Annotated in this window: 19 protein-coding genes; 15 read left to right on the forward strand and 4 right to left on the reverse strand. The window is 33.4% G+C overall.

What is annotated here, in order from left to right:
- Nucleotides 1–10: 10 nt before the first annotated feature.
- Entirely contained in the window at nt 11–3,112 is a 3,102-nt protein-coding gene (locus DFQ06_RS12525) for a SusC/RagA family TonB-linked outer membrane protein (RefSeq protein ID WP_074937216.1), read from the reverse strand.
- A gap of 916 nt (nt 3,113–4,028) precedes the next feature.
- Here DFQ06_RS12525 and DFQ06_RS12530 point away from each other — a divergent pair.
- The 9 genes from DFQ06_RS12530 (at nt 4,029) to DFQ06_RS12570 (ending at nt 16,821) form a co-directional block, all read left to right on the forward strand.
- Nucleotides 4,029–6,314 carry an alginate lyase family protein gene (locus DFQ06_RS12530; RefSeq protein WP_083415743.1) on the forward strand — a complete coding sequence of 762 codons (2,286 nt, stop codon included), beginning with the start codon at nt 4,029–4,031 and terminating at the stop codon, nt 6,312–6,314.
- 76 nt (nt 6,315–6,390) lie between these two features.
- Complete coding sequence (locus DFQ06_RS12535; protein WP_042497547.1) at nt 6,391–6,765, forward strand: cupin domain-containing protein; 375 nt, start codon at nt 6,391–6,393, stop codon at nt 6,763–6,765.
- Between the two features lie 521 nt (nt 6,766–7,286).
- Complete coding sequence (locus DFQ06_RS12540) at nt 7,287–10,400, forward strand: SusC/RagA family TonB-linked outer membrane protein (protein WP_133967975.1); 3,114 nt, start codon at nt 7,287–7,289, stop codon at nt 10,398–10,400.
- 30 nt (nt 10,401–10,430) lie between these two features.
- Nucleotides 10,431–11,891, forward strand: a complete 1,461-nt coding sequence (locus DFQ06_RS12545) for a RagB/SusD family nutrient uptake outer membrane protein (protein ID WP_133967977.1) — start codon at nt 10,431–10,433, stop codon at nt 11,889–11,891.
- A 29-nt stretch (nt 11,892–11,920) separates the two neighbouring features.
- The gene (locus tag DFQ06_RS12550; RefSeq protein ID WP_235833531.1) at nt 11,921–12,865 is read left to right on the forward strand and encodes a PKD domain-containing protein; all 945 of its coding nucleotides are present in this window, start codon (nt 11,921–11,923) and stop codon (nt 12,863–12,865) included.
- 11 nt (nt 12,866–12,876) lie between these two features.
- Nucleotides 12,877–13,797, forward strand: coding sequence for a polysaccharide lyase family 7 protein (locus DFQ06_RS12555; RefSeq protein ID WP_042504736.1), 921 nt, complete (start codon nt 12,877–12,879; stop codon nt 13,795–13,797).
- 156 nt (nt 13,798–13,953) lie between these two features.
- Nucleotides 13,954–14,658, forward strand: coding sequence for a FadR/GntR family transcriptional regulator (locus DFQ06_RS12560; protein WP_042497536.1), 705 nt, complete (start codon nt 13,954–13,956; stop codon nt 14,656–14,658).
- A gap of 74 nt (nt 14,659–14,732) precedes the next feature.
- Nucleotides 14,733–16,019 (forward strand): MFS transporter, encoded by a 1,287-nt coding sequence (locus DFQ06_RS12565; protein WP_074937205.1) that lies wholly within the window; start codon nt 14,733–14,735, stop codon nt 16,017–16,019.
- Between the two features lie 37 nt (nt 16,020–16,056).
- Nucleotides 16,057–16,821 carry an SDR family NAD(P)-dependent oxidoreductase gene (locus tag DFQ06_RS12570; RefSeq protein WP_042497532.1) on the forward strand — a complete coding sequence of 255 codons (765 nt, stop codon included), beginning with the start codon at nt 16,057–16,059 and terminating at the stop codon, nt 16,819–16,821.
- A gap of 56 nt (nt 16,822–16,877) precedes the next feature.
- Here the strand turns inward: DFQ06_RS12570 and DFQ06_RS12575 are convergent, their stop codons facing one another.
- Nucleotides 16,878–17,900, reverse strand: coding sequence for a LacI family DNA-binding transcriptional regulator (locus tag DFQ06_RS12575; RefSeq protein ID WP_133968050.1), 1,023 nt, complete (start codon nt 17,898–17,900; stop codon nt 16,878–16,880).
- 159 nt (nt 17,901–18,059) lie between these two features.
- Here DFQ06_RS12575 and DFQ06_RS12580 point away from each other — a divergent pair, with 159 nt between their 5' ends.
- The gene (locus DFQ06_RS12580) at nt 18,060–19,106 is read left to right on the forward strand and encodes a sugar kinase (RefSeq protein WP_042504737.1); all 1,047 of its coding nucleotides are present in this window, start codon (nt 18,060–18,062) and stop codon (nt 19,104–19,106) included.
- 89 nt (nt 19,107–19,195) lie between these two features.
- A complete protein-coding gene (locus DFQ06_RS12585) occupies nt 19,196–19,864 on the forward strand; it encodes a bifunctional 4-hydroxy-2-oxoglutarate aldolase/2-dehydro-3-deoxy-phosphogluconate aldolase (protein WP_074937202.1) in 669 nt (222 codons plus the stop codon).
- A 122-nt stretch (nt 19,865–19,986) separates the two neighbouring features.
- Here the strand turns inward: DFQ06_RS12585 and DFQ06_RS12590 are convergent, their stop codons facing one another.
- Complete coding sequence (locus DFQ06_RS12590; protein ID WP_042504738.1) at nt 19,987–20,799, reverse strand: HAD family hydrolase; 813 nt, start codon at nt 20,797–20,799, stop codon at nt 19,987–19,989.
- Nucleotides 20,800–20,926: 127 nt separating this feature from the next.
- Nucleotides 20,927–23,434 (reverse strand): TonB-dependent receptor, encoded by a 2,508-nt coding sequence (locus DFQ06_RS12595; RefSeq protein WP_133967979.1) that lies wholly within the window; start codon nt 23,432–23,434, stop codon nt 20,927–20,929.
- A gap of 254 nt (nt 23,435–23,688) precedes the next feature.
- Here DFQ06_RS12595 and DFQ06_RS12600 point away from each other — a divergent pair, with 254 nt between their 5' ends.
- From DFQ06_RS12600 to DFQ06_RS19440, 4 genes are all read left to right on the forward strand, one after another.
- Entirely contained in the window at nt 23,689–24,696 is a 1,008-nt protein-coding gene (locus tag DFQ06_RS12600) for a LacI family DNA-binding transcriptional regulator (RefSeq protein WP_042504740.1), read from the forward strand.
- Between the two features lie 307 nt (nt 24,697–25,003).
- A complete protein-coding gene (locus tag DFQ06_RS19430) occupies nt 25,004–25,171 on the forward strand; it encodes a hypothetical protein (protein ID WP_159019090.1) in 168 nt (55 codons plus the stop codon).
- A 43-nt stretch (nt 25,172–25,214) separates the two neighbouring features.
- Entirely contained in the window at nt 25,215–25,382 is a 168-nt protein-coding gene (locus tag DFQ06_RS19435) for a hypothetical protein (RefSeq protein ID WP_159019090.1), read from the forward strand.
- 45 nt (nt 25,383–25,427) lie between these two features.
- Entirely contained in the window at nt 25,428–25,595 is a 168-nt protein-coding gene (locus tag DFQ06_RS19440; RefSeq protein WP_159019091.1) for a hypothetical protein, read from the forward strand.
- Nucleotides 25,596–25,616: the final 21 nt, after the last annotated feature.

Here is a 25,616-nt window from a genome sequence, read left to right on the forward strand (position 1 = left end):
TTTAAAATTCTTAAAATGTTAAATTAAGGCTGAAACTAAAAGACTGTACTGTTGGGTAATTTCCAAAGTCGAATCCTCTAACAGTGTTGCTTGCGGTGTTATTTCCATTTTGGCCACCTTGAGCTCCAGCATAATTAACCTCTGGATCTAGACCAGAATAATTAGTGATTGTTAATAAGTTTTGTGCACTAACTGATAGTCTTAATTTTTCTACACCTATAGTTTTAAGAACATCTGAAGGTAAGTTGTAACCTACTGCAAGGTTTTTTAATCTAACATAGCTTCCGTCTTCTACAAATCGTGAAGAAATTTCTCTGTTACTGTTGTTTCCAACACGTGGTTGGTCGGTATCTGTATTTGAAGGTGTCCATGCGTTATTGAAATAAGCATATGTTGTGTTTGCATCACCATTATTTAACTGAACGTTCGTCATGTTAAAAATTTCACCTCCTTGAGATCCTTGGAAAAATAAGTTTAAATCCCAGTTTTTATACCTGAAATCATTTGTAATACCCCAAGTAAAATCTGGATTAGGGTTACCAATTACTGTTCTGTCACCGTCATCAATAACACCGTCAGAAACACCGTCTTCATCAGCTATATCATAAAATAAAGGATCTCCTTCTACGCCTCCAGGTAATGTAGCTGTTCCTGCTGGTGCAGTACCTCCTTGGTATACTCCTGCGTAATCTAACCCGTAGAATAAGCCTACTTCTTCACCTTCTCTAAGGATGTAAGTATTGTTAACGCTAAAGTAACTTGGTGCCCCATTTCCAAACCAATCATCTCCGTTAATTAACGTAGTAACTGTGTTTTTGTTTTTAGAGAATACAAAGTCTGTACTCCAGCTAAAGTTATCATTAGTAATGTTTTTAGTACTTAAAAAGACTTCAATACCAGTGTTATTAATTTCACCAACATTCTTTAAAATCTGGTCGTTATAGAAACCTAAATACCAAGGTAATCCATTATCTCTCATAATTAAATCTTTCGTGTCGATGTTGTAATAATCTACAGAAAGTGAGATTTTATTGTTTAATAAAGCTAAATCTACACCAGCATTAAATTGGTAAGAAGACTCCCATTTTAAATCAGGATTTGCTGGTTGGTAAGGTGTAACAGCTTGTACTGTTGTTCCATTACTAGATGCGTAAATATTTTCTAAACTAGCTAAAGATTCATAAGCACCAATAGAAGGGTTTCCAGTTACACCGTAACTAGCTCTTAATTTTAAGTTAGAAATAGTTTCGTTATCTTTTAAGAAATCTTCATTAGATACTTTCCATCCTAATGCACCAGAAGGGAAAATAGCATACTTTTCGTTGGTAGCAAAATTTGAAGCTCCATCACGTCTTATAGTAGCTGTAATTAAATATTTATCGTCATAATCAAAGTTTATCCTTCCAAATTGAGACTGGATTTCTTTTTCTGTAACATATATATCTCCTGATCCTTGTTGGATTAAGTTTGTAGCGGTCCATAAACCGTAGTATGAGAAAGAATCTGAAATTGTTCCTGTACCTTCATTAGAAAAACCTTTACTCGTAGTTTTTTGGTAAGAAAGACCAGCTAATAAAGTTAAATTTCCTTTTCCTATTTCTTTATTATAGGTTAAGTAGTTCTCAGTTAATACATTTTTAGTTTTATCTTCAGACATAATAGCTCTACCTTGAGTGCTACCACCTGCAGTAACTTCTAATGTTCTTGGCATATAAATACCTCTAAATGTATTTTTTGTGCTTATACCGAAAGTTGTTTTAAAAGCTAGCCCTTCTACGATATCGTAATTAGCATAAAAATTTGCTCTAAAATCTTCTATTTCAGTATCGTCATCTCTTTGAGTTGCAACAGCCCATGGGTTATCAACTTCGTCACCTACTTGATCGTTTGTAGTGAACGAACCGTCTGCATTGTATATACCTTTATCTGGAGCAAAACGCATTGCTAATGAAACAACATCATCTCCACCAACAGTAACAGAACCATCAGATTGAGTAGAAACACCATTTTTAGTGCTTATACCTCCTGTTAAGTTAACTCCAAGTTTTAATTTATCAGTTACTTGGGCATCTAAATTAGATAAGAAAGAAGCTCTTTCGTAACCAGAATTAACTAATACACCGTCTTGGTTAAAATAAGTACCCGATGCATAATAGTTTACTTTGTCTGAGCCTCCAGAAACAGATAGTTGGTGGTTTTGAACACTTCCTGATCTGTAAATTAAATCTTGCCAGTCTGTATCGAAGTCACCTTGTATGTATGGACTTGCTGTTGTAGAGTTTGTAATAGCAACATTTTGTCTAACTTGGTTTTGGTAATCGGTAAAATCATTAGCGTTTAATAAGTTTAGTTCATTTGCTGTAGACTGTACGGAGTAAGTAGAATTTAATTCAATATTTAATCTGCCAGATCTACCTTTTTTAGTTGTTACTAAAACAACACCATTTGAACCTTGTGAACCGTAAATAGCGGTTGCAGAAGCATCTTTTAATATTTGCATAGATTCAATATCTCCTGCTTGTGGCATATTGGCGCCAACGAAGCCATCTACAACAATTAGTGGGTTACTACTCGCATTAATTGAAGTATTACCCCTAATAGAGATGCTAATAGGTGCTCCTGGCTCTCCACCATTGTTAGATTGAACGTTTACACCGGCAGCACGACCTTGTAACGCTTGTGTTGCATCTAGAACTGGAAATGCTGTTAACTCTGCAGTTTTCACTGAAGAGACAGAGCCTGTTACATCACTCTTTTTTCGAGCGCCATATCCAACAACGACAACTTCTTCTAAAGCACTAACATCTTCATCTAGAGCTACGTTAATTTTCGATTGGTTTCCAACAGTAACTGTTTTTTGTACAAAACCTACATAGCTAAAGCTAAGAATGGTGTTGCTACCTTCAACTGTTATAGAGTAATTACCATCAAAATCGGTAGAAGCACCAGTGTTTGTGCCTTTTGCAATAACGTTAACGCCCGGTAGAGGTTGGTTATCCGTTGCTGAGGTTACTGTACCTGTTATTGTTTTTTGTTGTGCACTTAAGGTAAATGCAAAACAAAAGGATAATAATAAAAGGTAAACCTTTTTAAATCTTTTGTGTTTTTTCATTAGTTTAATAAATTAGATTAGTTTGGAATAATTTTCCAGATATGAACTGTTTCTAGTGGTGATTCAGGCTATATCTCGGATTGCTTTTTCGTTTTCTTTTTGTAGTTTCTTTTTTAGTTTTTCATTTTTATCTCTCGTAGATTTTAAGGATTAGTTTGAAATCTTTTTTTTGGTCAAAAAAACCTGAATTTAAACTGCCAAACCACTTTGGTTTACCACTTTGGTTTACCAAATATAGTTAAATATTTCATAAAAACAAGAGTGGTTGGTTTTGTTTTACATGTCGAATGTTACGAAATTGTTAAGAAAGCTAGATTACTCGTGGGATTTGAAGGTTTTGTGTACATGATAAAATATGTGTTAATTTTTTATGAAATTGAAATAATTACGTAGTCTTTTTTGGTTTTTTGATTAAATAAAAGCCTTTGTCGTTATCTTGATTTGCGTGTTTAGTTTATTGGTTTTGTTGGTTAGTTTATTGTCTCATTGAGGTAGATGTTGGTTTTTAATAAAACGTTACTTGTTTTAGATAGTTCTTAGTTTTAAGAGTTTAGTAGTTAGCTGGAGTTGTTGTTTTGCATATTGAAAATGATATGCAACTAAGGTAAGAAAATATATATAAAAAATTATTATCGAATAAGTTGTTTTTAGATTGTATGTTGTGATTTTATTGCTTGAAATAGAGATTATATAATTTAGGTTTAATTAGGATAGGGGTTTATGTGTTTTTGTTGAGTGTTTTTTTTGTTTAACTTATTGTTCCTTAGTTTTATATGTGTGTGCTTTTTTTGAGCAAATGGGTCTTTGGGGTTTGTTAAAATCTAGATTTTGTTAGGCAATCTTTTGTGCAAGTGATAATTATACTTATATTTGGTAAACCAATTTGGTAAACCAATTAAACTATTTCCAAAAAAATATGAAGAATTTAGGAGTCAATTTGCTCAGTATCATGCTTGTTTTAATGTTAGTTTTTTCTTGTAAAGAGCAAGTCTCGGATACTAGTGTAGAAGTCGCTACTACTGAAGCGGAAAGTGGACATCCAAGTTTGGTTTTAACCAAAAAAGGAGTAAGGGATATACGTGCAAATTTAGGGAATATTCCAATTTTTGATAAGAGTTTGGCTGAAACGAAAGCTGAGGTCGACGCAGAAATTGAGGTTGGAATCCTAGTTCCAGTTCCTAAAGATTTTTCTGGAGGATATACGCACCAACGTCATAAGCAGAACTTCTATATGATGCAAAAGGCAGGGGTTTTGTATCAAATTTTAGACGATGAAAAATATGCTACGTACGTAAAAGATATGTTAATGGCTTATGCTAAGCTGTATCCAACATTGCCAGTGCATCCACAAACTCGGTCTTATGCAAGAGGGAAGTTGTTTTGGCAATGCTTAAACGATGCTAACTGGTTGGTCTATTCGGCGCAAGCTTACGACTGTGTTTATGATTGGTTGAGCCCAGAAGATCGTGATGTTTTAGAAAATAATTTGTTTATTCCTTTCGCAAAGTTTATTTCCGAAGGAAATCCACAGTTTTTTAATCGTGTGCACAACCATAGTACATGGGGTAATGTTGCTGTTGGGATGATAGCCTTGGTTATGGATAATGATGCTTTATTAGAAGATGCTTTAAATGGTTTAAAAACCGACAATTTAAAAGTTGGAATGAAAGATAATGATGGTGGATTTATAAAAGTAGAAGGACAGAAATTAGGATTCTATGGTAATTTAGATGAGCCATTTTCTCCAGATGGATATTATACCGAAGGACCATACTACCAACGTTATGCTATGTACCCTTTTTTAATATTTGCTGAAGCGCTTCAGAATGTAAAACCTGAGTTAAATATTTTTGAATATAAAAATGGTGTACTAATTAAAGCAGTCGATGCGCTTATTAATTTGAGTGATGCAGATGGTGACTTTTTTCCACTAAACGATGGGCAAAAAGGAATGAGTTATTATACGAGTGCTGTGGTAACTGCTGTGGATATCGCTTATCATTTTGGAGGTAAAAATCCAGAATTGTTAAGTATTGCTGAAAAGCAAGATCGTGTTGTTTTAGATGATACGGGTTTAAGTATTGCTTTAGGTATTAAAGAAGGTTTAGGTAAGTCTTTTGATAAAAAATCTATTGAACTAAGTGATGGGCAAAACGGAGATGAGGGTGCTGTTGGTATATTAAGAAGCGAAGATTTAGAACTTGTTTTTAAATATGCAGCACAAGGGTTAAGCCATGGGCATTACGATAAATTATCATACTCGCTTTATGAAGATGGTGATGAGGTGCTTCAGGATTATGGTTTAGCGCGTTATGTAAATATTGAACAAAAAGGTGGCGGAAACTACTTAAAAGAAAATAAAACATGGGCTAAGCAGTCCATAGCTCATAATACGTTGGTTCAAAATGAAACGTCTCATTTTATGGGTAAATATGAAATTGGAAGTATACATCATTCAAATAAGTATGTGTTTGATGTTTCTAATAAAAACCTACAAGTTGCAAGTGCTAAAGAAAGCAATGCATACCCTGGTACAGAAATGCAACGTACAGTGGTGTTTATAAATGATGAAAGTTATGCTAAGCCGTACCTTTTAGACTTCATGAAAGTAGTATCTAATACATCTAATAAATACGATTTTCCATTTTACTATTTAGGACAATTAATGCAAACCAATTTTGAATATAATAAGTTAAATACCCCAACGGTTTTTGGTAAGGATAACGGTTACCAACATTTGTATAAAGAGGCTGAAGGTGTTTCTTTTGGGGATAATGCTAAATTAACCTGGTTATCGAATGGTAAATTTTATTCTATAACATCTGCAACTGCTAAAGGTGATAAAATGATATTAGCAAAAATAGGTGCTAACGATCCAGATTATAATTTACGTAATGAACCTGCTTTTATTCTTCGTAAAACAAACACTAAAAATACTGTTTTTGCATCGGTTGTAGAATCTCATGGAACATATACTGCTAGGTCTGAGTTTGCCGAAAATGCATATAGCCATGTAAAGCATGTTGAAGTTGTTCATGATGTTGCGGAATACACGGCTGTAAAGGTTGAAACAGATAATAATAAAACAAAGCTATTTGTAATCTCTAACTTGGATAATAAAGCAGGTTCGGACCATAAAGTAACTATTGAAGGTGAAGTTGTTTCATGGACAGGAGCTTTTACCTTGAAAGAATTAAAATAATAATAAACAACAAGAATTATATTTTGATATGTTCTTGTTTTAGTGCGATTAAATAAATTATAAAAAACAAAAAAAAATGAAGCGATTTAGTGAAAAGTACGTCATTACAAAAGACATGCAATGGGAAGAACTTGGTGGAGGAGTATCAAGAAAATTCTTAGGTTACGATAATCAAATTATGATGGTAAGAGTGAAATTTGAGAAGGGGGCATTAGGTTCTCCACATCAACATTTTCATACGCAAGCTACTTTTTGTGCTTCGGGTAAATTTGAATTTGAAATTGATGGAGTAAAGCAAATTGTAGAAGCTGGAGATGGTGTATATATTGAGCCTAATTTAATGCATAGTGCTGTTTGTTTGGAAGCAGGTGAGCTAATTGATACATTTAGTCCTGTGAGAGAAGATTTCTTAAGTGGTGGCGAGGTGTCTTATTTTGGAGATAAAGCATAATTAGGTAATTTAAAACCATTAGGGTAAGTTTAAAAAGTTTGAAAACAAAAGTCTTTTAAATTTATCTTTTTAGGTTTTATAGAATTACTTCGATATAATTTTAACTTTTTTTTAGTTAAAATATATCAAAAGGCTAGAATTAACAAAATTTTGTATATATTTGGTAAACCAATCTGGTCAACCAGTTGTTTGAGCTTAGTAAAATAAGTTAAATCTCATACTAAATATTAAAATGATAGCTTTCTAATAATATAGCAAACAAAAAAAAAGGAAGGGTCCACGCCCATCCTTTTTTAATTGATTTACTTTTTTTAGGAGGGAAGTAAATTAAAACATGCCATTACAGTAATAAAAACATGTGTTCTACAAAATTACTAAGATTATAGTTAGTTCATATTGTTTTTAGGATTGCTTTAAGAGTTAAATGTCTCTTAAAATAATCGAGTTTTTTGAGCATTATAGGGTTCAATTAATTTTGGAGCAAAAATTCCAAACCAAATAAAAATTAAACTAAATTGATTATGAATTTAAAGTCTAAACTAATTTTAGTAGTAATGTTGGTATTCAATATTACTTTATTTGCCCAAGGCAGCAGACAGCTAAAAGGTGTCATCGTCTCAGCAGCAGATAATATTCCAATTCCTGGAGTAAATGTTATTGTTAAAAATACATCAAAAGGTGCTTCAACCGATTTTGATGGTGCTTTTCAAATAGAAGTAAAAGAAAATGATGTTCTTCAAGTATCATACGTAGGATTTGTTTCTCAAACAATTATTATAACAAACCAAACAATACTAAATATAGCTCTAGAAGAAGATTTAGCGAAATTAGATGAGGTTGTAGTTATTGGGTATGGAACTCAAAAAAAATCACACGTAACTGGTGCTGTATCTAAGGTAGTAAATGAAAGTCTTGATCAAATTGCTGTGTCAAGGGTTGATGATGCTTTAATCGGGCAGGTTTCAGGTGTAAATATTCAAGCTACGGATGGTGAAGCCGGTGCTGCGCCAACTATCACAATTAGAGGTGTTGGTTCTATGGCTGGTGACTCTACTCCGTTAATAGTTGTTGATGGGATTATAGTGAGCTCAAGTTTTTTAGGGTCGCTAAATATGAATGATGTAGAGTCTTTTGAAATATTAAAAGATGCGGCTTCTTCTTCTATTTATGGTTCTAAGGGGTCTAATGGTATTATTATGATTACCATGAAATCTGGTGTTGCAGGGAAAACAAGAGTTAATTATAGCACGTTTACAGGTATGAAAACGGCTAGAAAAAGTGATGCTTACGGCTTTACAACACAAGGATGGGCAGATATGCAGTTGCAAGAAAATGGTGTGTTATCTCAATATACTCAAGCGCAATTGCAAATAGGAACAGATCGTTCTTGGCAAGATGTGTTCTTTGAATCTGGAGTTATTAAAAACCACTCTTTATCGTTAAGAGGAGGAAATGATAACACCAAATTTACTGTGAGTATGAATTACTCTGAAGATGAAGGTGTAATGTTAGTTGATAATTACAAGAAAATTGGTACTAGAATAAAAGTTGATAGTAAATTAAATGATAAGTTTAGTGTTGGAGCTACTATAAGTCCATCTTTTACAAACAGAAGAAGGTTTTCAGAAAACATTCATAACGTAGCAAGGCATCAACCTTGGTTACCTATTTATCATACAGAACAATCACTGCAATATGTAGATCCAAATGGGGCTTATCCAGATTTAAAGGTAGGTGATTATGCCAGACAAGATCATTTTACCATATTTGATTTAGATGGAGATGGTGAAATAAATGATATTCTTACTAATATCGGTAATAGTAATAATGCGAACCCTTATGCAAGAATTATTGAGCGTAATAGAACGGATAAAAAGTTTCAAATGTATGGTAACTTATATGGGCAATATAAGGTAACAGATGATTTGAACTTCAAGTCTTCACTATCTGCTTCGTATAATGATACTAAACGTATAGATTATATGGGAACTCAGGCTAGAGAAAATATTACTGATGCTTATATGGAGGAGATTTCTCAAAAAGAAAACTACATTATTTTTGATAACTTTTTCAATTATGATAAATCATTTGGTAAGCATGATTTAGGTCTTGTTGCTGGTGTATCTATTGAGAGTAGAAACTTTTTCTATTCAGGATTTAAAGGTACAGGTTTTACTAATGATGAGGTACAACAAATTACTAATGCAACAGCTATATCAGAATTTGACGGTTTTGAATGGCAAAAGCGTGGTATTTCTTATGTGTCAAGGTTAACTTATGCTTATGATAATAAATATTTAGCATCAGTTAGTATGAGACGTGATGGTAGTTCTATTTTTGGTTCTGATTTTCAATACGGTAATTTCCCTGCTGCATCTGTAGGTTGGAATATTGCTAAAGAAGATTTCTTATTAGAGAGTAATGTGGTAAGTAACCTTAAGTTTAGATTAAGTTATGGTGTTACTGGAAACGATAGGTTAAATACAGGAGCTGTAGATCAAGATTCAAACGGAAGTTCTACAACATTAAATACAGATAATATTCTAGTTGATTATTATCCACATTTAGCTCTATTAGGAGCATCAGGAAATAGTTATTCTGTGGACGGTACTATTACTGCAGGTTTTTCTCCTGTAAATATTGCAAATCCAGAATTAAAATGGGAACGTTTAGTTGAGGTTAATCCAGGTATTGATTTTGGATTTTTAAATAATAGAATAACGGGTTCTGTAGATTGGTACCAAAGAACAAGTGATCAATTACTACTTAACAACCCAATTTCTGTAACAACAGGTTTTGAAGGCGCTTTAGTTAACTTAGGAGAAGTTAAGAATGAAGGATGGGAACTAGAGTTAAGAACAAAAAATATTACTTCAGAGAAGTTCCGTTGGAGTTCTACACTTATAGCAACTACAAATAAAAATGAATTAGTAGATTTTGCAGATTCAGATGGTCAAATTACAAGTTTAGATCCAAGCAGACCTGCTGAATGGATTAACTTAGAAGGCCAACCGATATCTCAATATTACGGATATGTTGTAGATAAAGAAATTCCTGTTGAATATAGAGATAGGCCATATAGACACGTAGGTGCTGAATCTGGTTTAGTATATGTTAAAGATTTAAATGGTGACGGTGTTTTAGATGAAGAAGACAAAACAGAATTAGGAAACCCTTACCCAGAGTTAATCTGGAGTTTTACGAATGAATTTAATATTGGAGATTTTGACTTCTCTTTTATGTTCCAAGGATCTCATGGAGCGGAAGTAAGAAACATTGCTGATCATTACTTATTTAGTAATAATAACAACAGAACAATATTAGCTGATACTCCAGATCAAGAGTTCTTGGTAGATAAATATTTTACAAATAGTATTGTTCAAGATGCATCTTACATCGCTTTAAGAAACGTGAATATTGGATATAACTTCCCAAGCGCGGCTTTAGAAAGACTTAAAATTTCAGGATTAAGGGTTTATGCAACTGGTCAAAATCTAATTTATAAAACCGCTGATAATTACACAGGATGGAATCCAGAGGCTGTAGATAAAACAAGTCCTACACAATATGGTTACCAAAGAGGTGGGTCACCAATTTACAGGACTATATCTCTTGGTTTGAATTTAGATTTTTAATAAAATTTTTAACGTTTAATAAATAATATTATGAAATATTTTAAATATATCGCTTTAATATTGATGGTGAGTATCACTGTTTCTTGTAGTGATTTTTTAGATGCCGAATTAAACTCTGCTATAACTACCGATAGTTATTATAAAAATGTAGATGAGTTGGAGAATGGTTTAATTGGTGTTTACGCAGGAATAAAAGGTGTTAATAGTAGCAGTAAAGATGATAGCCATGGTGTGCAGTGGGAGTTTTACGTTACAGAAATGCGTTCGGATAACACAAGTACTAAAAGTCCAGATTCAGAAGATGCATCAGATGCAGGTCAAATGGAAAGTTTTGCTGTACTTCCAACAAATAACTTTGTATTAAATTACTATACAAGTTCATTTGAGGTTATTTATAGAGCTAATGTTATCTTAAGTAATTTAGATGTTGTTGAAGATGCTGAAGCAGCTGCAGCTATAGAAGGAGAGGCTAAGTTTTTAAGAGCATATTCTTATTTTAATTTGGTACGATTATTTGGAGATTTACCTTTAATTGATCGTGTTGTTACGCCTTCAGAAGTTGAAACACAATTTACTCGAGTAGATACTGATTTAATATATGATTTAATAGTTTCTGATTTAGAAGCAGCAGCAGCTAGTATTGCAGATCATGGTTATAAAACAAGAGCATCAAAAGATGCTGCAAAAGCGTTACTGGCGAAAGTACACTTAACTATAGGAACATCAGAATCGTACACAAAAGCACAATTGCTTTGTGAAGAAATTATTAATAGTGGTAATTACAAGTTAGAAGATTTTGCAGATGTATTTTATTCTGAATTGAATGACGAGGTTATTTTTGCAATAGGGTACAATAGTGGTATACAAGATAATAGTCAAATATTTTCTGCAGAATGGATGAATGCTCAAGGACATACAAGTGGTGTTAATTATGCTACTACAGATGTTGTAGCGGCAATAGATGCTCGAGGAGGTACAAGAACACAAAACTCTTATAGAGAAGATCCTCTTACACTTTTTGGAGGAACAATTAGATATCAAGTAGCAAAATACTTTCCTGACGGAGAATCGGGAGGTAGTGATGGGCAAACTTTTACAGGTTTACCACAACTTGCAGGTAATGATTGGATTGTTTTGCGTTATGCTGATGTTTTGTTAATGCATACAGAGGCTATTTTAGCCGGAGGTACAGAAACAACAAATGGTAACGCTATAGATTCTTATATGGAAGTAAGAGAAAGAGCTGGATTTACAGATAGACCTTCAACATTAACTAAGCTAGAATTATTGGCTGAAAGACGTGTGGAGTTAGCTTTTGAGAATCAAAGATTATTCGACTTAATTCGTTTCAATGAAGCGCAATCTATACTTTCTGCGTTTGCTACTGCTAATGGCTTTACCTTTACTTCTACGGATTTGTTATTGCCGATTCCTCAGAATGAAATAAACTTAAGTCAAGGTGTTATGAATCAAAACCCAGGTTACAATTAGGATAAATTAATTATTTAAAATTAAAAGATATGAAAACAATTATTAATTTAAAAAAACAGGTATTTGGAAGGTCTATAAGTGCATTAATACTTATGGTATGTGTTTCATTTACATCGTGCGACCCTTCTATTAGTGCTTTGGAATTTGATTTACCAGAAGCTAATTCTAAGGAGGATGAGACACCACCATCGGCAAGTTTCTCAGCTACAGTATCGTCAGATTTTTTGACATATGATTTTTCGAATACATCATCAAGTGCTACAACATATGTGTGGGATTATGGAGATGGAAACTCATCTACAGATGTAGATGGTCTTAATACTTTTCCAGATGAAGGAACCTATACTGTAACGTTAACAGCTACAGATAAGCTTGGTAAATCAAGTACGTTTTCATTAGATGTTGAGGTTGTTGAACCAGAAACGCCTCCGGCTATTAATCCAGAGATTGTTAATGGTGATTTTGAAAGTGGAACAAGTGGATGGAAACCTTCAGGTTGTACAGATTGTTCAACAAATGCGTTCAACGCAAGTTCTGATGGGTCACCTCTTAATTATGATGGGTCTGATTCAGGATCAAGTAAAACACCTGGAGCGAAATATACCGGTTCTACATCTGCAGGACCTTCATTAAGCAGTAGCACACGATATGGTTACCAAGCAATAGTGGTAACGCCTAATACTAATTATATTTTAGAATATGAATATGCTATCAAAACTGATAAAGATGACATTGAAGGTGGAGATAGAGCTGTTATTTCAATTGTAGACGGTTGGTATGATGACGCGGCAGATGCGGCTTCTAGTACGCCATTAGTAACTCTTGAAGGAAGTAAAGCTAATGGTAAAGGTAACTTTGAAGTTGTGAAACAAGTGTTTTCTTCAAACGCATCTGGTGAAATTGCAATATTAATGTACGGTATTACAAATGACGAATTATATATTGATAACGTTAAAGTTTATCCAGCAGAATAATTCAGTATAAAATGAAAAACATCCGAAAAGAACTATTAGTACTATTATTATCAATAATTCTATCTGGAAACGTTGCTTGTCATGCACAGAAAAGCAACGTTTCAGATTCGGATATTAAAGTTGAAAATAAAAAGAAGAAGAAGAAAAAAAAGAAAAAGATAAAGCTTCCAAATATTGATTTAAGTCATTGGAGTGTTACTACCCCAGAGCTAAATAAAAAAGGAAGAGCAATGAATATTGAGCCACCTGAAATTTTGAATTACGCTACAGATGAGAGATTAATACCTTATATGTACAACGATTCTACCAGTGGAGCATTAGTGTTTTATTCTTTTCCTAGTAATGCCACAACGGCAAATACAAAGTACACAAGGTCTGAATTAAGAGAGCAAATGGTTCCTGGTGATAATAACACAAACTGGACCTTTGCAGACGGAGCTAACATGAAAGGGAAACTTGCCATGGGAGAAACCACCAAAGATTCAGAAGGGAAATATCATAGAACTATTATCATGCAAATCCATGGACGTTTAACAAATGAACAAAGAGATTTAATTGGCCAAAAAGATAATAATGCACCTCCAATTTTGAAAATATATTGGGATAAAGGTAAAATTAGAGTAAAAACTAAAGTACTTAAAGATTTAAGTGCAACTGGTGAAGCTTTATTGCATGAAGACGCTTGGGATGATGATGATGGATTCAATTTTGAACAAGAAGTCGGTTTTAGAAAGTTCACTTTAGAGGTTAAAGTATCCGAAGGTAAAATGGTTATTGTGCTAAACAATAATGAGTATAAGGTTTACGAAGGTATTCATATGAGAAAATGGGGTGTTTTCGAAAACTATTTTAAGGCCGGAAATTATTTTCAATCAAGAGATGAAGGCTCTTATTCTAAAATTAAATATTACGAGTTAGAAGTAACTCATTAAAAAATAAGAAGAAGGAATCTATTTTGATGAGATTAGAAAAAAGATACTAGATAAAACAGGATTAATAACTTAACTGTTTTGTTTAAGTTTAGCACCTTTATTTGGTTAATTATAAACAAGTGTTAACCAGTTGGTAGTCATTAAATTGAAAAACATATGAAGTTAGAAGTAGTTACAATAAGCGAGAGTCAGAGAGTGCAAAACGATATAATTGGTAAAATTCGAGATCTTATCAATTATAAAAATTTGGAGCCTGGAGATAAATTACCTGCAGAGCGAACCTTATCTGAAAAGTTTGAAGTAACACGCTCTAATGTTCGTGATGCTATTCAGAAATTAGAATTCTATGGCTTATTAAAATCTATTCCTCAAAGCGGAACTTTTGTGGCAAACATTGGTGTAATTGCAATGAATGGAATGATTGATGATATTTTAAGATTAGAATCTTCAGATTTTAAATCGTTAGTAGAAACAAGAATTTTGTTGGAGTTAAAAACAGTAAGGCTAGCGTCTTTAAGAAGAACAGAAGAAGATTTAGAAAATATAAAGGAGGCTTTAGATGCTTATAAAGAAAAAGCCTTGTCTGGTGAAGATGCTGTGCAAGAAGATTTACTTTTTCATTTAGCAATCGCAAAGGCAAGCGGAAATAGTACCATAAACATGTTTATGTTAACTATTACGCCGCAAATAATTATCGATTTCGGTAAATATCATGTTTGTAATATCGATCAGGCAGTTGTTGGAATTCAAGAGCATAATGATATTTACGATGCCATAAAAAAGCAAGATCCTGTATTAGCCAAGCAAAAAATGAAAGATCATTTTAAAATTCTATATCAATATTGTTATAAGGTTGAATAAATTGAATCTCATTTGAAAAATAACGTGTTCGTGGATAAGCGAATATTTAAATTAAACTTAATTATAATAAACTTATGAAAGTAAAAGGTTTACGTTGGTGGATAATATCATTAATCTGTCTTGCTACAGTTATTAATTATATTGATAGAACCGCTTTTGGTGTAATGTGGCCAGAAATGGGAAAGGATTTGGGCATGGACGAATCAGATTATGCTATTATGCTTAATGTGTTCATGATAACTTATGCTTTAGGTAAGTTTTTATCGGGTAAGTTATATGATATCATTGGTACACGAATGGGGTTTACAGTATCTATAGTAGTATGGTCTGTAGCTTCTATATTTCATGCATTTGCAAGAGGTTTGGTGTCTTTAACATTGTTTAGAGCTCTTTTAGGCTTAGGTGAAGCAGGTAACTGGCCAGGAGCCGTAAAGAGTAATGGGGAGTGGTTTCCTGTGAAACAGCGCGCTATTGCGCAGGGTATTTTTAATGCAGGAGCCTCTTTAGGGAGTGTTATTGCTCCAGTGTTAATTGCTTATTTATATGGTCATTTTGGTTGGAGAACAACATTTATCATCATTGGTGCAATTGGTTTATTATGGGTAATTCCATGGTTGTTTATTAATAAAACAACTCCAGAAACGCATCCTTGGATTACAGATGAAGAGAGAAACTTGATTATGAATAGTAGAACAGAAGCTATTGCTTCTGTAGAAGTGAAAAAAGAGAAAGAAAAAGGATTAAGTGTTCTTCAAATATTAAGTTACAAAGAATCTTGGGGTGTACTAGCATCTCGATTTTTTATAGAACCAATTTGGTGGTTGTTTGTCGGCTGGATGCCTTTATACTTACACTCTAAATTTGGATTTAGTATTGCTGAAATTGGATCAACAATATGGATTTCTTACTTAGGTGGAATGGCAGGTAGTCTAATTGGTGGTTGGTACTCTGGTAAATTAATGGAAACTAAAACCGTTGATGCCGCTAGAAAAATTACAATTACAATTGGATGTTCATTAATTTTCTTAGGCTTATTAGGTATTATTTTCTTAGTAACCGAGAAAAACCCAATGACTTTTATTTATATCGTTAGTGTTGTGCTTTTCGGATTCCAATTTGCAATCGGGAATATCCAAACAATATCTAGTGATTTATTAAGAGGACCATCGGTTGGTACATTAGCTGGTTTAGCAGGTACGGTAGCCGCATTTTCAGTAATTATCATGAATACTTTAATTCCATTGATAGCCGAGGTTTCATATACACCAGCCTTCGTTGTAATTGCGGTTTTAGCTCCAATGGCAGTATTGTCCATATTTATCTTAATAAGAAAGATAGAACAAGTAGAAAAAATAAATTAACATCAAACAAGTATATTAAATATTAAAATTAAACGATATGAGTAATTCAAAAGTAAAAGTAGCAGTAATAACAGGAGCTACAGGTGGTATTGGTTTCGAAGTAGCAAAAAGGTTAGGGAAAGACGGATATACTGTAGTATTAAACGGTATTGAAGATGAAGTAGGTGCAAAACGTATAGAAGAACTTACTGCTGAAGGAATTACTGCTGAATATTTCGGATTTGATATGACAAAAGACGAAGCAGTAACTGAAAACATTACTAAAATTGGTGAAAAATACGGGAAAATTGATGTTCTTGTAAACAACACGGGTGGTATTGGTGTTAGAGCTAGATTTGAAGAAATGACAACTGAACAATACAGATTTGTTATGGCTTTAAACCTAGATTCAGTATTCTTTGCATCAAGAGCAGCAATTCCTTTCCTTAAGAAAAGTGAAAACCCTAGCATAATTAACTATACTTCTAATGCAGCATGGAATGGTGCAGGACCTGGAGCTGGAATCTATTCAGTATCTAAAGGTGGAGTACAATCTATCACTAGAGCTTTAGCTAAAGATTTAGCTGAATATGGAATTAGAGTAAATGCAGTATCTCCTGGTACTATCGATACGCCTTTCCATGCACAAATTAAAGCTACTAAACCAGAAGTTTTTGCTTCTTGGGCAAACAGTGTTTTATTAGGTAGATTAGGTGAGCCAGAAGAAGTTGCTGGTGTTGTTTCTTTCTTAGCTAGTAAAGATGCTTCTTTCATTACAGCTGAAACTATCCAAATTGGTGGAGGACAAGCTTTAGGTATCTAAGTAATTACAGATTTAGTCAAAATTATAAAGCGTCTTTGTTTAACTACAAAGGCGCTTTATTGTTTTTTAGAAGAGTCTCTAATAATCAGTTCCGCGTTTAAAATAATCTTGTTTAGTGTTTGAGTAAATGATTCTTTTTTAACGTGCTTTAAAAACGTTTTAGCGGCTTGCTGACCTATTTCGGAGCTGTGTTGTTCAATACTAGTAATTGTTGGAGAAACCATAGCTGTAAAAGCTTCATTTCCAAAACCAACTAAGGCAATATCTTCAGGCATTCTAATGTTTTGTTCATTTAAAACTTGAAAAGCACCTAAGGCAGCATAATCTCCAGCCACATACACAGCATCTGGTCTATTTTTTAAGGCCAATAGTTCGATCATCTTTTCTCTACCATCTTCAGTAGTTAAGCTACTCTCAATTAATAGTTCTGGATCTTGTGGTAAATTGTATTTTTCTAAAGCATCAACATAACCGCGAATTCTATTGTTAAAAATCCGGGTTCTCTTAAAACCTCCAATATGGGCAATGCGTTTACAGCCTTGTTTTACTAAATGTTCTACAATCATGTGGCTGCTATTGTAATCGTTAATTCCTATATAATCTACATTTAAATCGTTTTCACCACGATCAAATAGAATTAAAGGAATACCTTTAGATTTAACTTTCTCATAATAACTTAAGTCTACAGTTTCATTGGCCATCGAGGCTATAATGCCGTCTACTTGTGTAAACAATAAGGTGTCAATATTAGCGCATTCTTTTTTGTAAGACTCATTAGATTGTGTTATAATAATGTTGTAGCCCGCTTTGTTTAAAACCTCTTCCATATTCTGGATTACCGAAGAAAAAAAGTTGCTATTTGTACGCGGTACAATAACACCAACCAGATTACTTTTGCCGCTTCTTAAAGCACTCGCTAAATGGTTAGGCTGGTAGTTTAAGTTTTTCGCAACTTGTTTTACCGCTTTTTTTGTTTTATCACTAATTCTAGAGTCGTCGTGAAGTGCTTTTGAAACTGCGGCAGCAGATATATTTAAAACGTTTGCAATATCTTTTATGGTTGTTTTCTTTTTCACAATGAAATTTTTTATATATTTGCTTAAACGTTTAAGCAAATATACAGAGTTAGTATTTAGAATCAAAGCACGGTATTTAAAATATAAGGTTTTGATTTATTTTTAATTTTTTTGGTTAAACGTTTAAGCAGCTTTAATAAAAACAAATAAGTATTTAAAAAAATGGGTAAAGTAGTAACATTCGGAGAAATCATGTTAAGATTAGCTCCTCAAGGATTTTTAAGATTTTCACAAGCAAATAATTTCGACGCTGTTTATGGTGGAGGAGAATCTAACGTAGCAGTTTCTTTAGCAAACTACGGTGTAGATGTTGATTTTGTAACACGTTTACCAAAGAATGATATTGGCGAATGTGCTATGATGGAAATGCGTAAAAGAGGTGTTGGTGTAGACAAAATTGTTTACGGTGGAGATCGTTTAGGTATTTACTTTTTAGAAACTGGTGCTGTATCAAGAGGATCTAAAGTGGTTTATGATCGTGCACACTCTGCAATTGCTGAAATTGAATCGGGAATGATTAACTGGGATGATGTTTTTGAAGGATGCGAATGGTTCCATTGGACAGGAATTACACCTGCAATTTCTCAAGGTTCTGCAGATGTATGTTTAGAAGCTGTAAAAGCTGCTAGTGCAAAAGGAATTACTATTTCTACAGATTTAAACTACCGTGCTAAATTATGGAACTACTGTGATGATGCTCATAGAGAAGCTGTAATGACTGAGTTAACATCTTACTGTGATATCGTTTTAGGAAACGAAGAAGATGCAGAAATGCATTTTGGTATTAAACCAGATGGAGCAGCTGTTCAAACAGCAGGACATGATGTTAAAGCTGAAGCTTTTTTATCAGTTTGTAAGCAAATGACGGAGAAATTCCCAAGAGCTAAAAAAGTAATTACAACATTAAGAGGTTCTATCTCTGCATCTCATAACACATGGGCAGGTGTTTTATATGATGGAAAACAAATGTTACAAACACGTCAATACCAAATAACTGATATCGTAGATAGAGTAGGTGGTGGAGATTCGTTCATGGGAGGTTTAATCTACGGATTATTAAAATACCCAGAAGATGATCAAAATGCATTAGACTTTGCAGTTGCTGCATCTTGTTTAAAACACACTATTAAAGGTGATGCGAACTTAGTAACTGTTGCCGAAGTTGAAAAACTTATGGGTGGAGATGCTTCAGGACGTGTTGCAAGATAATATATAAGTTTATTTGTTAAGCTGTTGAGTTGTTATTTGCGAGTCAACAGCTTAACAGCTTATTTAACTTAACGAATAAATATAAAAAAATGGCACAATTTTCAAGATTAGAAGTGGCTCAAGCCATGAAAGATACAGGAATGATTCCTTTATTTTTCAATAACGATATTGAACTAAGTAAAAAAGTACTAAAAGCGTGTTACGATGGTGGTGCAAGGTTAATGGAATTTACAGCTCGTGGCGATTTCGCTCACGAAGTTTTTGGAGAATTAACTAAGTATGCTATTGCAGAATTACCAGGTATGATTATGGGTGTAGGCTCTGTTACCGATGGTGCTGCAGCATCTCTTTATATGGCTTTAGGAGCAAACTTTATTGTAACTCCTGTTTTAAGAGAAGATATTGCAATTGCATGTAACCGTAAAAAAGTTTTATGGTCTCCTGGATGCGGAAGTTTAACTGAAATTGCAAGAGCTGAAGAGTTAGGTTGCGAAATCGTGAAACTTTTCCCTGGTGATTTATACGGGCCAAAATTTGTAAAAGGAATTAAAGGACCACAACCTTGGACAAGCATTATGCCAACTGGTGGTGTTTCGCCAACTAAAGAAAATTTATCGGGATGGTTCGATGCAGGTGTAACTTGCGTTGGAATGGGATCTCAATTAATTTCTAAAGATATTATAGCGAATAAAGATTACGCTAAATTAGAGCAAGATGTAAAAAATGCATTAGCTATTATTGAAGCTGTTAGAAAATAAGCGGAATACCGCTTTAAAAATTAAAAAGCCTTTCTTTTTCTTAGATGAAAAATCAAAGGCTTTTTTTTATGCCTCATAGTGAAAACCTCAGCATAAGTTAAGATGTTTGAGTTTCGTAATATCTAATCTATTTTAACGCTCTGTATTAAGGTTTCTAAAACACTTTCTACACCTTGTTCCATATTGCTTTTAGTTTCAAAATTGGCTACTTTTTTTACGTTTGGGTGGGCATTTTTCATGGCGTAGCTAAAATGAGCTAATTCTAGCATTTGTAAATCGTTGTTATAATCTCCAAAAACCATAGTTTCATTTTTATGAATTCCCATTTCCTTTTGAAGCATGCTTAATGCGTAGCCTTTGTTCGCGTCTTTATGAGAAATATCTAGCCAGTTTAAACCAGAAACCGTGACTTGATAGTCTTTTTCAATGTTTGAAATATGAGGCAGAATATTAGCTTCGGAAGATTCAAAATGATAAACAGCTATTTTCATAAAATCATCGTTGGTTACTTTAGTTAGGTCGTCAACAATTTTATAAGCTGCGTAATACTCATTGAATTTTGAAATAAATTTAGAATCGTTCGTTTCAATATAAGCCGCTTTTCTTCCGCATAAAACAATATAGCACCCCGGAACTTCTCGAAGAATTTCAATAGATTTTAAAACATCTTCTGGAGTTAATTTCAATAAAACATTAGTTTCGTTGTTATGTTGCATTAATCCGCCATTTTCAGCAATTATCGAAATATCACTTTTAATGGTGTCAAGTTTTTGTGTAATACTTTGATATTGCCTTCCGCTTGCAGCAACAAAATGAATGTTTCGTTTCTTTAATTCTTCAAATTGATTAAAAAAACGATCGCTTACTTCACTATTGTTGTTTAATAGAGTGCCATCCATATCAGTGACAACAAGTTTAACTTCAGATAAATTCATATAATTTTTTTAAAAAAAACAAAAATACAAACTAGAACTGAGAGCGATGTTAGTTAAATATTAAAATAAAAAATCCTGCAAAACTTAATGGTCTTACAGGATCTCATATGTAATTTATTAAAGGGTATTAAAACTCTTTTTTACCAAACTCACTATCAATAAATTTAGATTTATTTTTTACCGTATTAAATGTGTATGATAGGTTTAGAGATATCATATCTACTTCGTAAACATAATTAGTTGTGGTGTAAAATTGGTTTGGTCTAGAGGTTGTAATACGTTGCTCGTTTGTATTTAATAGACCCATATCTATGTTTTGCCACTGTAGCGTTGCAGTTAAACGATTATCGAGAAACGTTTTTCTAAAGGCTAAATTAGGTGAGTAAAAACGAGAATCTTCTCCCATAGCTGTGTTTCTAGCAGATAGATAATTGAATGTAAATTGAAGTGATGCGTTTTCCCAAAACGAGTAAGTAGAATTTAGGTTGAAAGAATATATTGTAGATTCTGTATCGATATCATAACTACGAGAAACACCATCTCTATGGTTAAAATTTAAAACGCCATCAATAGCATAATTGTACACATTGGCACCAAAAACATTACTCCAGTTTTTAGTTGGTTTAATGGTTGCTCCAAACTCTAAACCGATTGCGTTACTTTTTCCAACGTTAGAATATACACGGTTTATAACACTGTCGATTACGGCGCCATTTGTTTCGTATGCTAGTGTGTTTACTCGGTTTATTACATTGTCGGTATGTCTAAAATAAGCCGTTGCGTATACCGAGTTTCCGCCTTTTAATTTTTTAGTAATACCCAATTCAACTAAATCTATAAATTCTGGTAATAGTGTATTATCACCTTGCTCAAAAACTTCAGAATGTTCGCGCTCGGCAAAACTATTCATTTTTAAAGTGGTGGTGCGTTCAACACGTTTACTGTAGGCGGCTTTAATATTTGTTTTATCGTTTGCAGCAAATTGTACAGAAGCTGAAGGGAATAATTTCACAAAATCATACTCGTATAAATTGGTTGTGGTTTCGCTTTTTAAAGCTTCAGTATAGGTTCTATCCATAGACTCTAAGCGAACACCAGCAGCATAATCCCATTTATCTTTTTTACCTGTTAATTGCGCATAACCCGAATGGATGGCACGTTTTAATTGAATATCACTAGAGAATTCTGGTACTAAATTACCATCACGCTCATAAACAAATTCTCCTTTGTGATCGATGTCTCTGTATTGATAGCCCGTTTCTATAGTTCCGAAAGAAAACGGTTTCCAAGTATAATCTAAGTTAAAACGGGTTCCGTAAAGCGGATTATCATTGGTGTTGTATTCTTGTTGATAGATAATCGAGTTATCCGGGTGGCCTAAATTATCATTAACTGTTGGACCTCCTAAAAAAGTGTATTCATATAAAAAAGAAGTCGAAAGTTTAGATTTATCGTTAAACTTATGCGCGTAATCAAAACTTCCTAAGGCAAAATCTCCTTTTCTAATTCTTAAATTGTGGTTGTAATATTCAAAGGAGTACAATCTATTTTCTGTTCCAATTGGAGATACCGCATGATTATCGTAATAAACAATATCTGCTAACCTTTCTTTAGTATGTTTTCCGGCGAAAAAACCTAGTGAGAACTCATCGTTCGGGTTTGGTGTGAAATCGACGTTAAAACGTCCGTTATAGCTAATGTCGTCAAAACTACGTTCACCATCCGAAGGTAAAACGGTTGTTTTATCTTCAGCTTGGTTTACAATAAACATATCGCCTTCTCTTCGGCCTGTTTTATCATTACGTTGGTAACTGGCACCAAGAGAGAGGTTCCATTTGTCGCTACGTTTATTTACAGTAGCATCAAGGCCGTAACGTTTTGCAGGAACTTTAGTATCGTAAGGTTCGATTGACGGAAAGCCACCTCGAGCATTTATTTGAGCAAAGGTACCGTTAGTAGCTCCTTTTTTTGTTTTAATATTTAAAATCCCACCTTTACCTTCTGGATCGTACTTTGCAGATGGCGCTGTAATTAGTTCCACGGTTTCTAAAGCATTTGCAGGTAATTGAGCTAAAATAGAAGCGGCGTCGCCTTGTGTTGGTTTTCCGTTTACTAAAACTGTAAAACCTTTGCTGCCACGAACACTAATTTCTCCTTGGCCATCTACAGTTACCGATGGTAAGTTTTTTATAACATCTACAGCATTTCCACCTTCGGCATTTTGATATTTTTTTGTGTCGAATACTTGGCGGTCAATTTTGTGTACTACGGCAGAGCGTTCTGCTTTAAGCAATACTTCGTTTAGCTGACTGCCTAAAGTTAATTTTATAACACCTAAGTTAATAGCTTGTCCCTTTTTGTTAACCGAAATAGTTGCCGATTTATAAGATGTGTATCCCATAAAAGAAGCTTCTAAATAATAGTTTCCGGGTTTTATGTTTTCTAATGAAAACTCACCTTCTGTGTTAGTTACAACACCTGTCACAAGTTCTGTGTTTATTTTGTAAAGTGCCGCTGTAGCATACTCTAAAGGTGCGTTAATATCTTTGTCAATGATTTTTCCGTTTATTTGACTGAAAATGAGTTGGGTTGAGAAAAATAGAAAAGAAAATACAATTGAAATTTTTGTTTTCATTTTAATTGGATTAGTTTGAGTTGGCTATATTGTTTGCAACAAAATTATACTTATTTAATAAAAGTAAATGCTGTTTAAGAAAAAATTACAAAAGGATCTCTATTTTTAATAATTACTCAGAATATCGGTAAATTGAAAAAATATAATTTAAACAATAAGAACTGCTGGTATAAAATAATTATAACTTATTTTTAGTAAGGTAATTTGAAAATAGTATTTTTGTAAATTGCACTTCTTTATATCTCAAAACTTGTATGGTTACATTAAAACAATTAGCGAAAGAATTAGGCGTTTCAATTTCTACAGTTTCAAAAGCTTTAAATAATAGCGAAGAAATTGGAGAGGATACTGTGAGACGTGTAAAAGAACTTGCAGAACTGTACAATTACAAACCGAACAAAGTAGCATTAAGTTTAAAAAATAATAAAACCAAAACTATAGGTGTTATTATCCCAAACATTTTAAACAGAATTTTGGCCAAAGTCCTTTTTGGTATCGAAACTGAAGCCGCAAAACATGGTTACAATATCATTACGTGTATATCAAATGAATCGCTAGAGAAAGAAAAACAAAGTTTACAATTACTTGCCAATGGGAGTGTAGATGGTTTTATTTTATCGGTTGCTGAAGAAACACAAATTAATAATGAAATTGAACACTTTAAAAAAACCATTAGTCAGGGCTTACCAATTGTTATGTTCGATCGCGTTGCTCACGATGTCATGTGCGACAAGGTTATAGTTGATGACTTTGATGCGATGTACAATGCAACTAAGAGTTTATTAAAAGAAAAAAGAAAAAACATTGTCTTTATTAGTAATATTAACGACCTTAGTGTGGGTAAGTTACGTGAGCGTGGCTACAATAAGGCTATTTTAGAACATGGCGTACAAGAGCCATTAGTTTTAAAGATAAAAAGGAAAAAAGACGATCATCAGAAAAAAATAAAATCTTTCCTAAAAAAGAATAGAACGGTTGATGCTGTTATAGCAGCCGATAGTTCGTCTGGAGTTATTGCACTAAATACAGCAATAAATCTAGGTTTAAAAGTACCAAAAGAATTTTCGGTAATTGCTTTTGCAAGTAAATCGGATTCTAACCACACCATCCCCAAATTAACAACTATTCGTCAGCACGCAAAAGAGATTGGAGTAAGTGCTGCGCAAATGTTAATTGCTCGAATGCAAAATTTACCTGCCAGTGCAGATGTAAAAACTAAGATTGTAAAGACGAGTATTGTTAAAAATAAATCAACTTTATAGCTAATTTTAGCTTTTTCTGTAGAGTTTTACTTTCAATTTCAATTTTTTTTAGGTCTTCGTCGCGGCCGATTATCGATGTAATGCATTTTGCGCAAGAATAACCTTATTTTTTCAGTAAGGTTAAGCCTTTTTTTGCGTGTTTTTTACGGGAAATCCTTTTTTTACTAAAAATTTAAAAGTTTTCTTCTGTACTTTTGTTTCACTGATCTTAAGATAATTACCAGTTTTTTACCCTTTAATTCGTACAAATTATAGGGCCAGAATTCCATTTGCCAAAATTTAAAATAACCTCAAAAACACGAAGAAAATGAAAGCATTAAAAATCACATTCTTATTAGCATTATTAGTAACCGTATTCACATCATGCACAGAGCAAGATTTAAACGATGACAGCTTATTAGCAGGAGACCAAACGGAAGTAAACGATACAGGCGGAGATATTGATGAATTTACAGGAGGCGACATCGACGAGTAGAACGTTATTAACAATAAAAATTCACCTTAAAAACATATATAAAATGAAAGCATTAAAAATTACATTCTTATTAGCATTATTAGTAACAGTATTCACATCATGCACAGAGCAAGATTTAAACGATGACAGCTTATTAGCAGGAGACCAAACGGAAGTAAACGATACAGGCGGAGATATTGATGAATTCACTGGAGGCGACATCGACGAGTAAAACATTATTAACAAATAAAAAAATCACATTAAAAACATATATAAAATGAAAGCATTAAAAATCACATTCTTATTAGCATTATTAGTAGCAGTATTCACATCATGCACAGAGCAAGATTTAAACGATGACAGCTTATTAGCAGGAGACCAAACGGAAGTAAACGATACAGGCGGAGATATTGACGAATTTACAGGAGGCGACATCGACGAGTAAAACATTATTAACCAAAAAAAA

It is taken from the genome of Algibacter lectus, from assembly GCF_004368925.1.
In the GTDB taxonomy this organism is placed as follows: Bacteria; Bacteroidota; Bacteroidia; order Flavobacteriales; family Flavobacteriaceae; genus Algibacter; species Algibacter lectus.

Excerpts from the sequence above, each read along its gene's own strand:
- DFQ06_RS12600 (WP_042504740.1), top strand. The coding sequence starts at position 23,689 with ATGGTTACATTAAAACAATTAGCGAAAGAATTAGGCGTTTCAATTTCT.
- DFQ06_RS12595 (WP_133967979.1), bottom strand. The coding sequence starts at position 23,434 with ATGAAAACAAAAATTTCAATTGTATTTTCTTTTCTATTTTTCTCAACC.
- DFQ06_RS19440 (WP_159019091.1), top strand. The coding sequence starts at position 25,428 with ATGAAAGCATTAAAAATCACATTCTTATTAGCATTATTAGTAGCAGTA.
- DFQ06_RS12550 (WP_235833531.1), top strand. The coding sequence starts at position 11,921 with ATGAAAACAATTATTAATTTAAAAAAACAGGTATTTGGAAGGTCTATA.
- DFQ06_RS12525 (WP_074937216.1), bottom strand. The coding sequence starts at position 3,112 with ATGAAAAAACACAAAAGATTTAAAAAGGTTTACCTTTTATTATTATCC.
- DFQ06_RS12560 (WP_042497536.1), top strand. The coding sequence starts at position 13,954 with ATGAAGTTAGAAGTAGTTACAATAAGCGAGAGTCAGAGAGTGCAAAAC.
- DFQ06_RS12555 (WP_042504736.1), top strand. The coding sequence starts at position 12,877 with ATGAAAAACATCCGAAAAGAACTATTAGTACTATTATTATCAATAATT.
- DFQ06_RS19430 (WP_159019090.1), top strand. The coding sequence starts at position 25,004 with ATGAAAGCATTAAAAATCACATTCTTATTAGCATTATTAGTAACCGTA.
- DFQ06_RS12590 (WP_042504738.1), bottom strand. The coding sequence starts at position 20,799 with ATGAATTTATCTGAAGTTAAACTTGTTGTCACTGATATGGATGGCACT.
- DFQ06_RS12545 (WP_133967977.1), top strand. The coding sequence starts at position 10,431 with ATGAAATATTTTAAATATATCGCTTTAATATTGATGGTGAGTATCACT.
- DFQ06_RS12585 (WP_074937202.1), top strand. The coding sequence starts at position 19,196 with ATGGCACAATTTTCAAGATTAGAAGTGGCTCAAGCCATGAAAGATACA.
- DFQ06_RS12580 (WP_042504737.1), top strand. The coding sequence starts at position 18,060 with ATGGGTAAAGTAGTAACATTCGGAGAAATCATGTTAAGATTAGCTCCT.
- DFQ06_RS12565 (WP_074937205.1), top strand. The coding sequence starts at position 14,733 with ATGAAAGTAAAAGGTTTACGTTGGTGGATAATATCATTAATCTGTCTT.
- DFQ06_RS12540 (WP_133967975.1), top strand. The coding sequence starts at position 7,287 with ATGAATTTAAAGTCTAAACTAATTTTAGTAGTAATGTTGGTATTCAAT.
- DFQ06_RS12535 (WP_042497547.1), top strand. The coding sequence starts at position 6,391 with ATGAAGCGATTTAGTGAAAAGTACGTCATTACAAAAGACATGCAATGG.
- DFQ06_RS12530 (WP_083415743.1), top strand. The coding sequence starts at position 4,029 with ATGAAGAATTTAGGAGTCAATTTGCTCAGTATCATGCTTGTTTTAATG.
- DFQ06_RS19435 (WP_159019090.1), top strand. The coding sequence starts at position 25,215 with ATGAAAGCATTAAAAATTACATTCTTATTAGCATTATTAGTAACAGTA.
- DFQ06_RS12570 (WP_042497532.1), top strand. The coding sequence starts at position 16,057 with ATGAGTAATTCAAAAGTAAAAGTAGCAGTAATAACAGGAGCTACAGGT.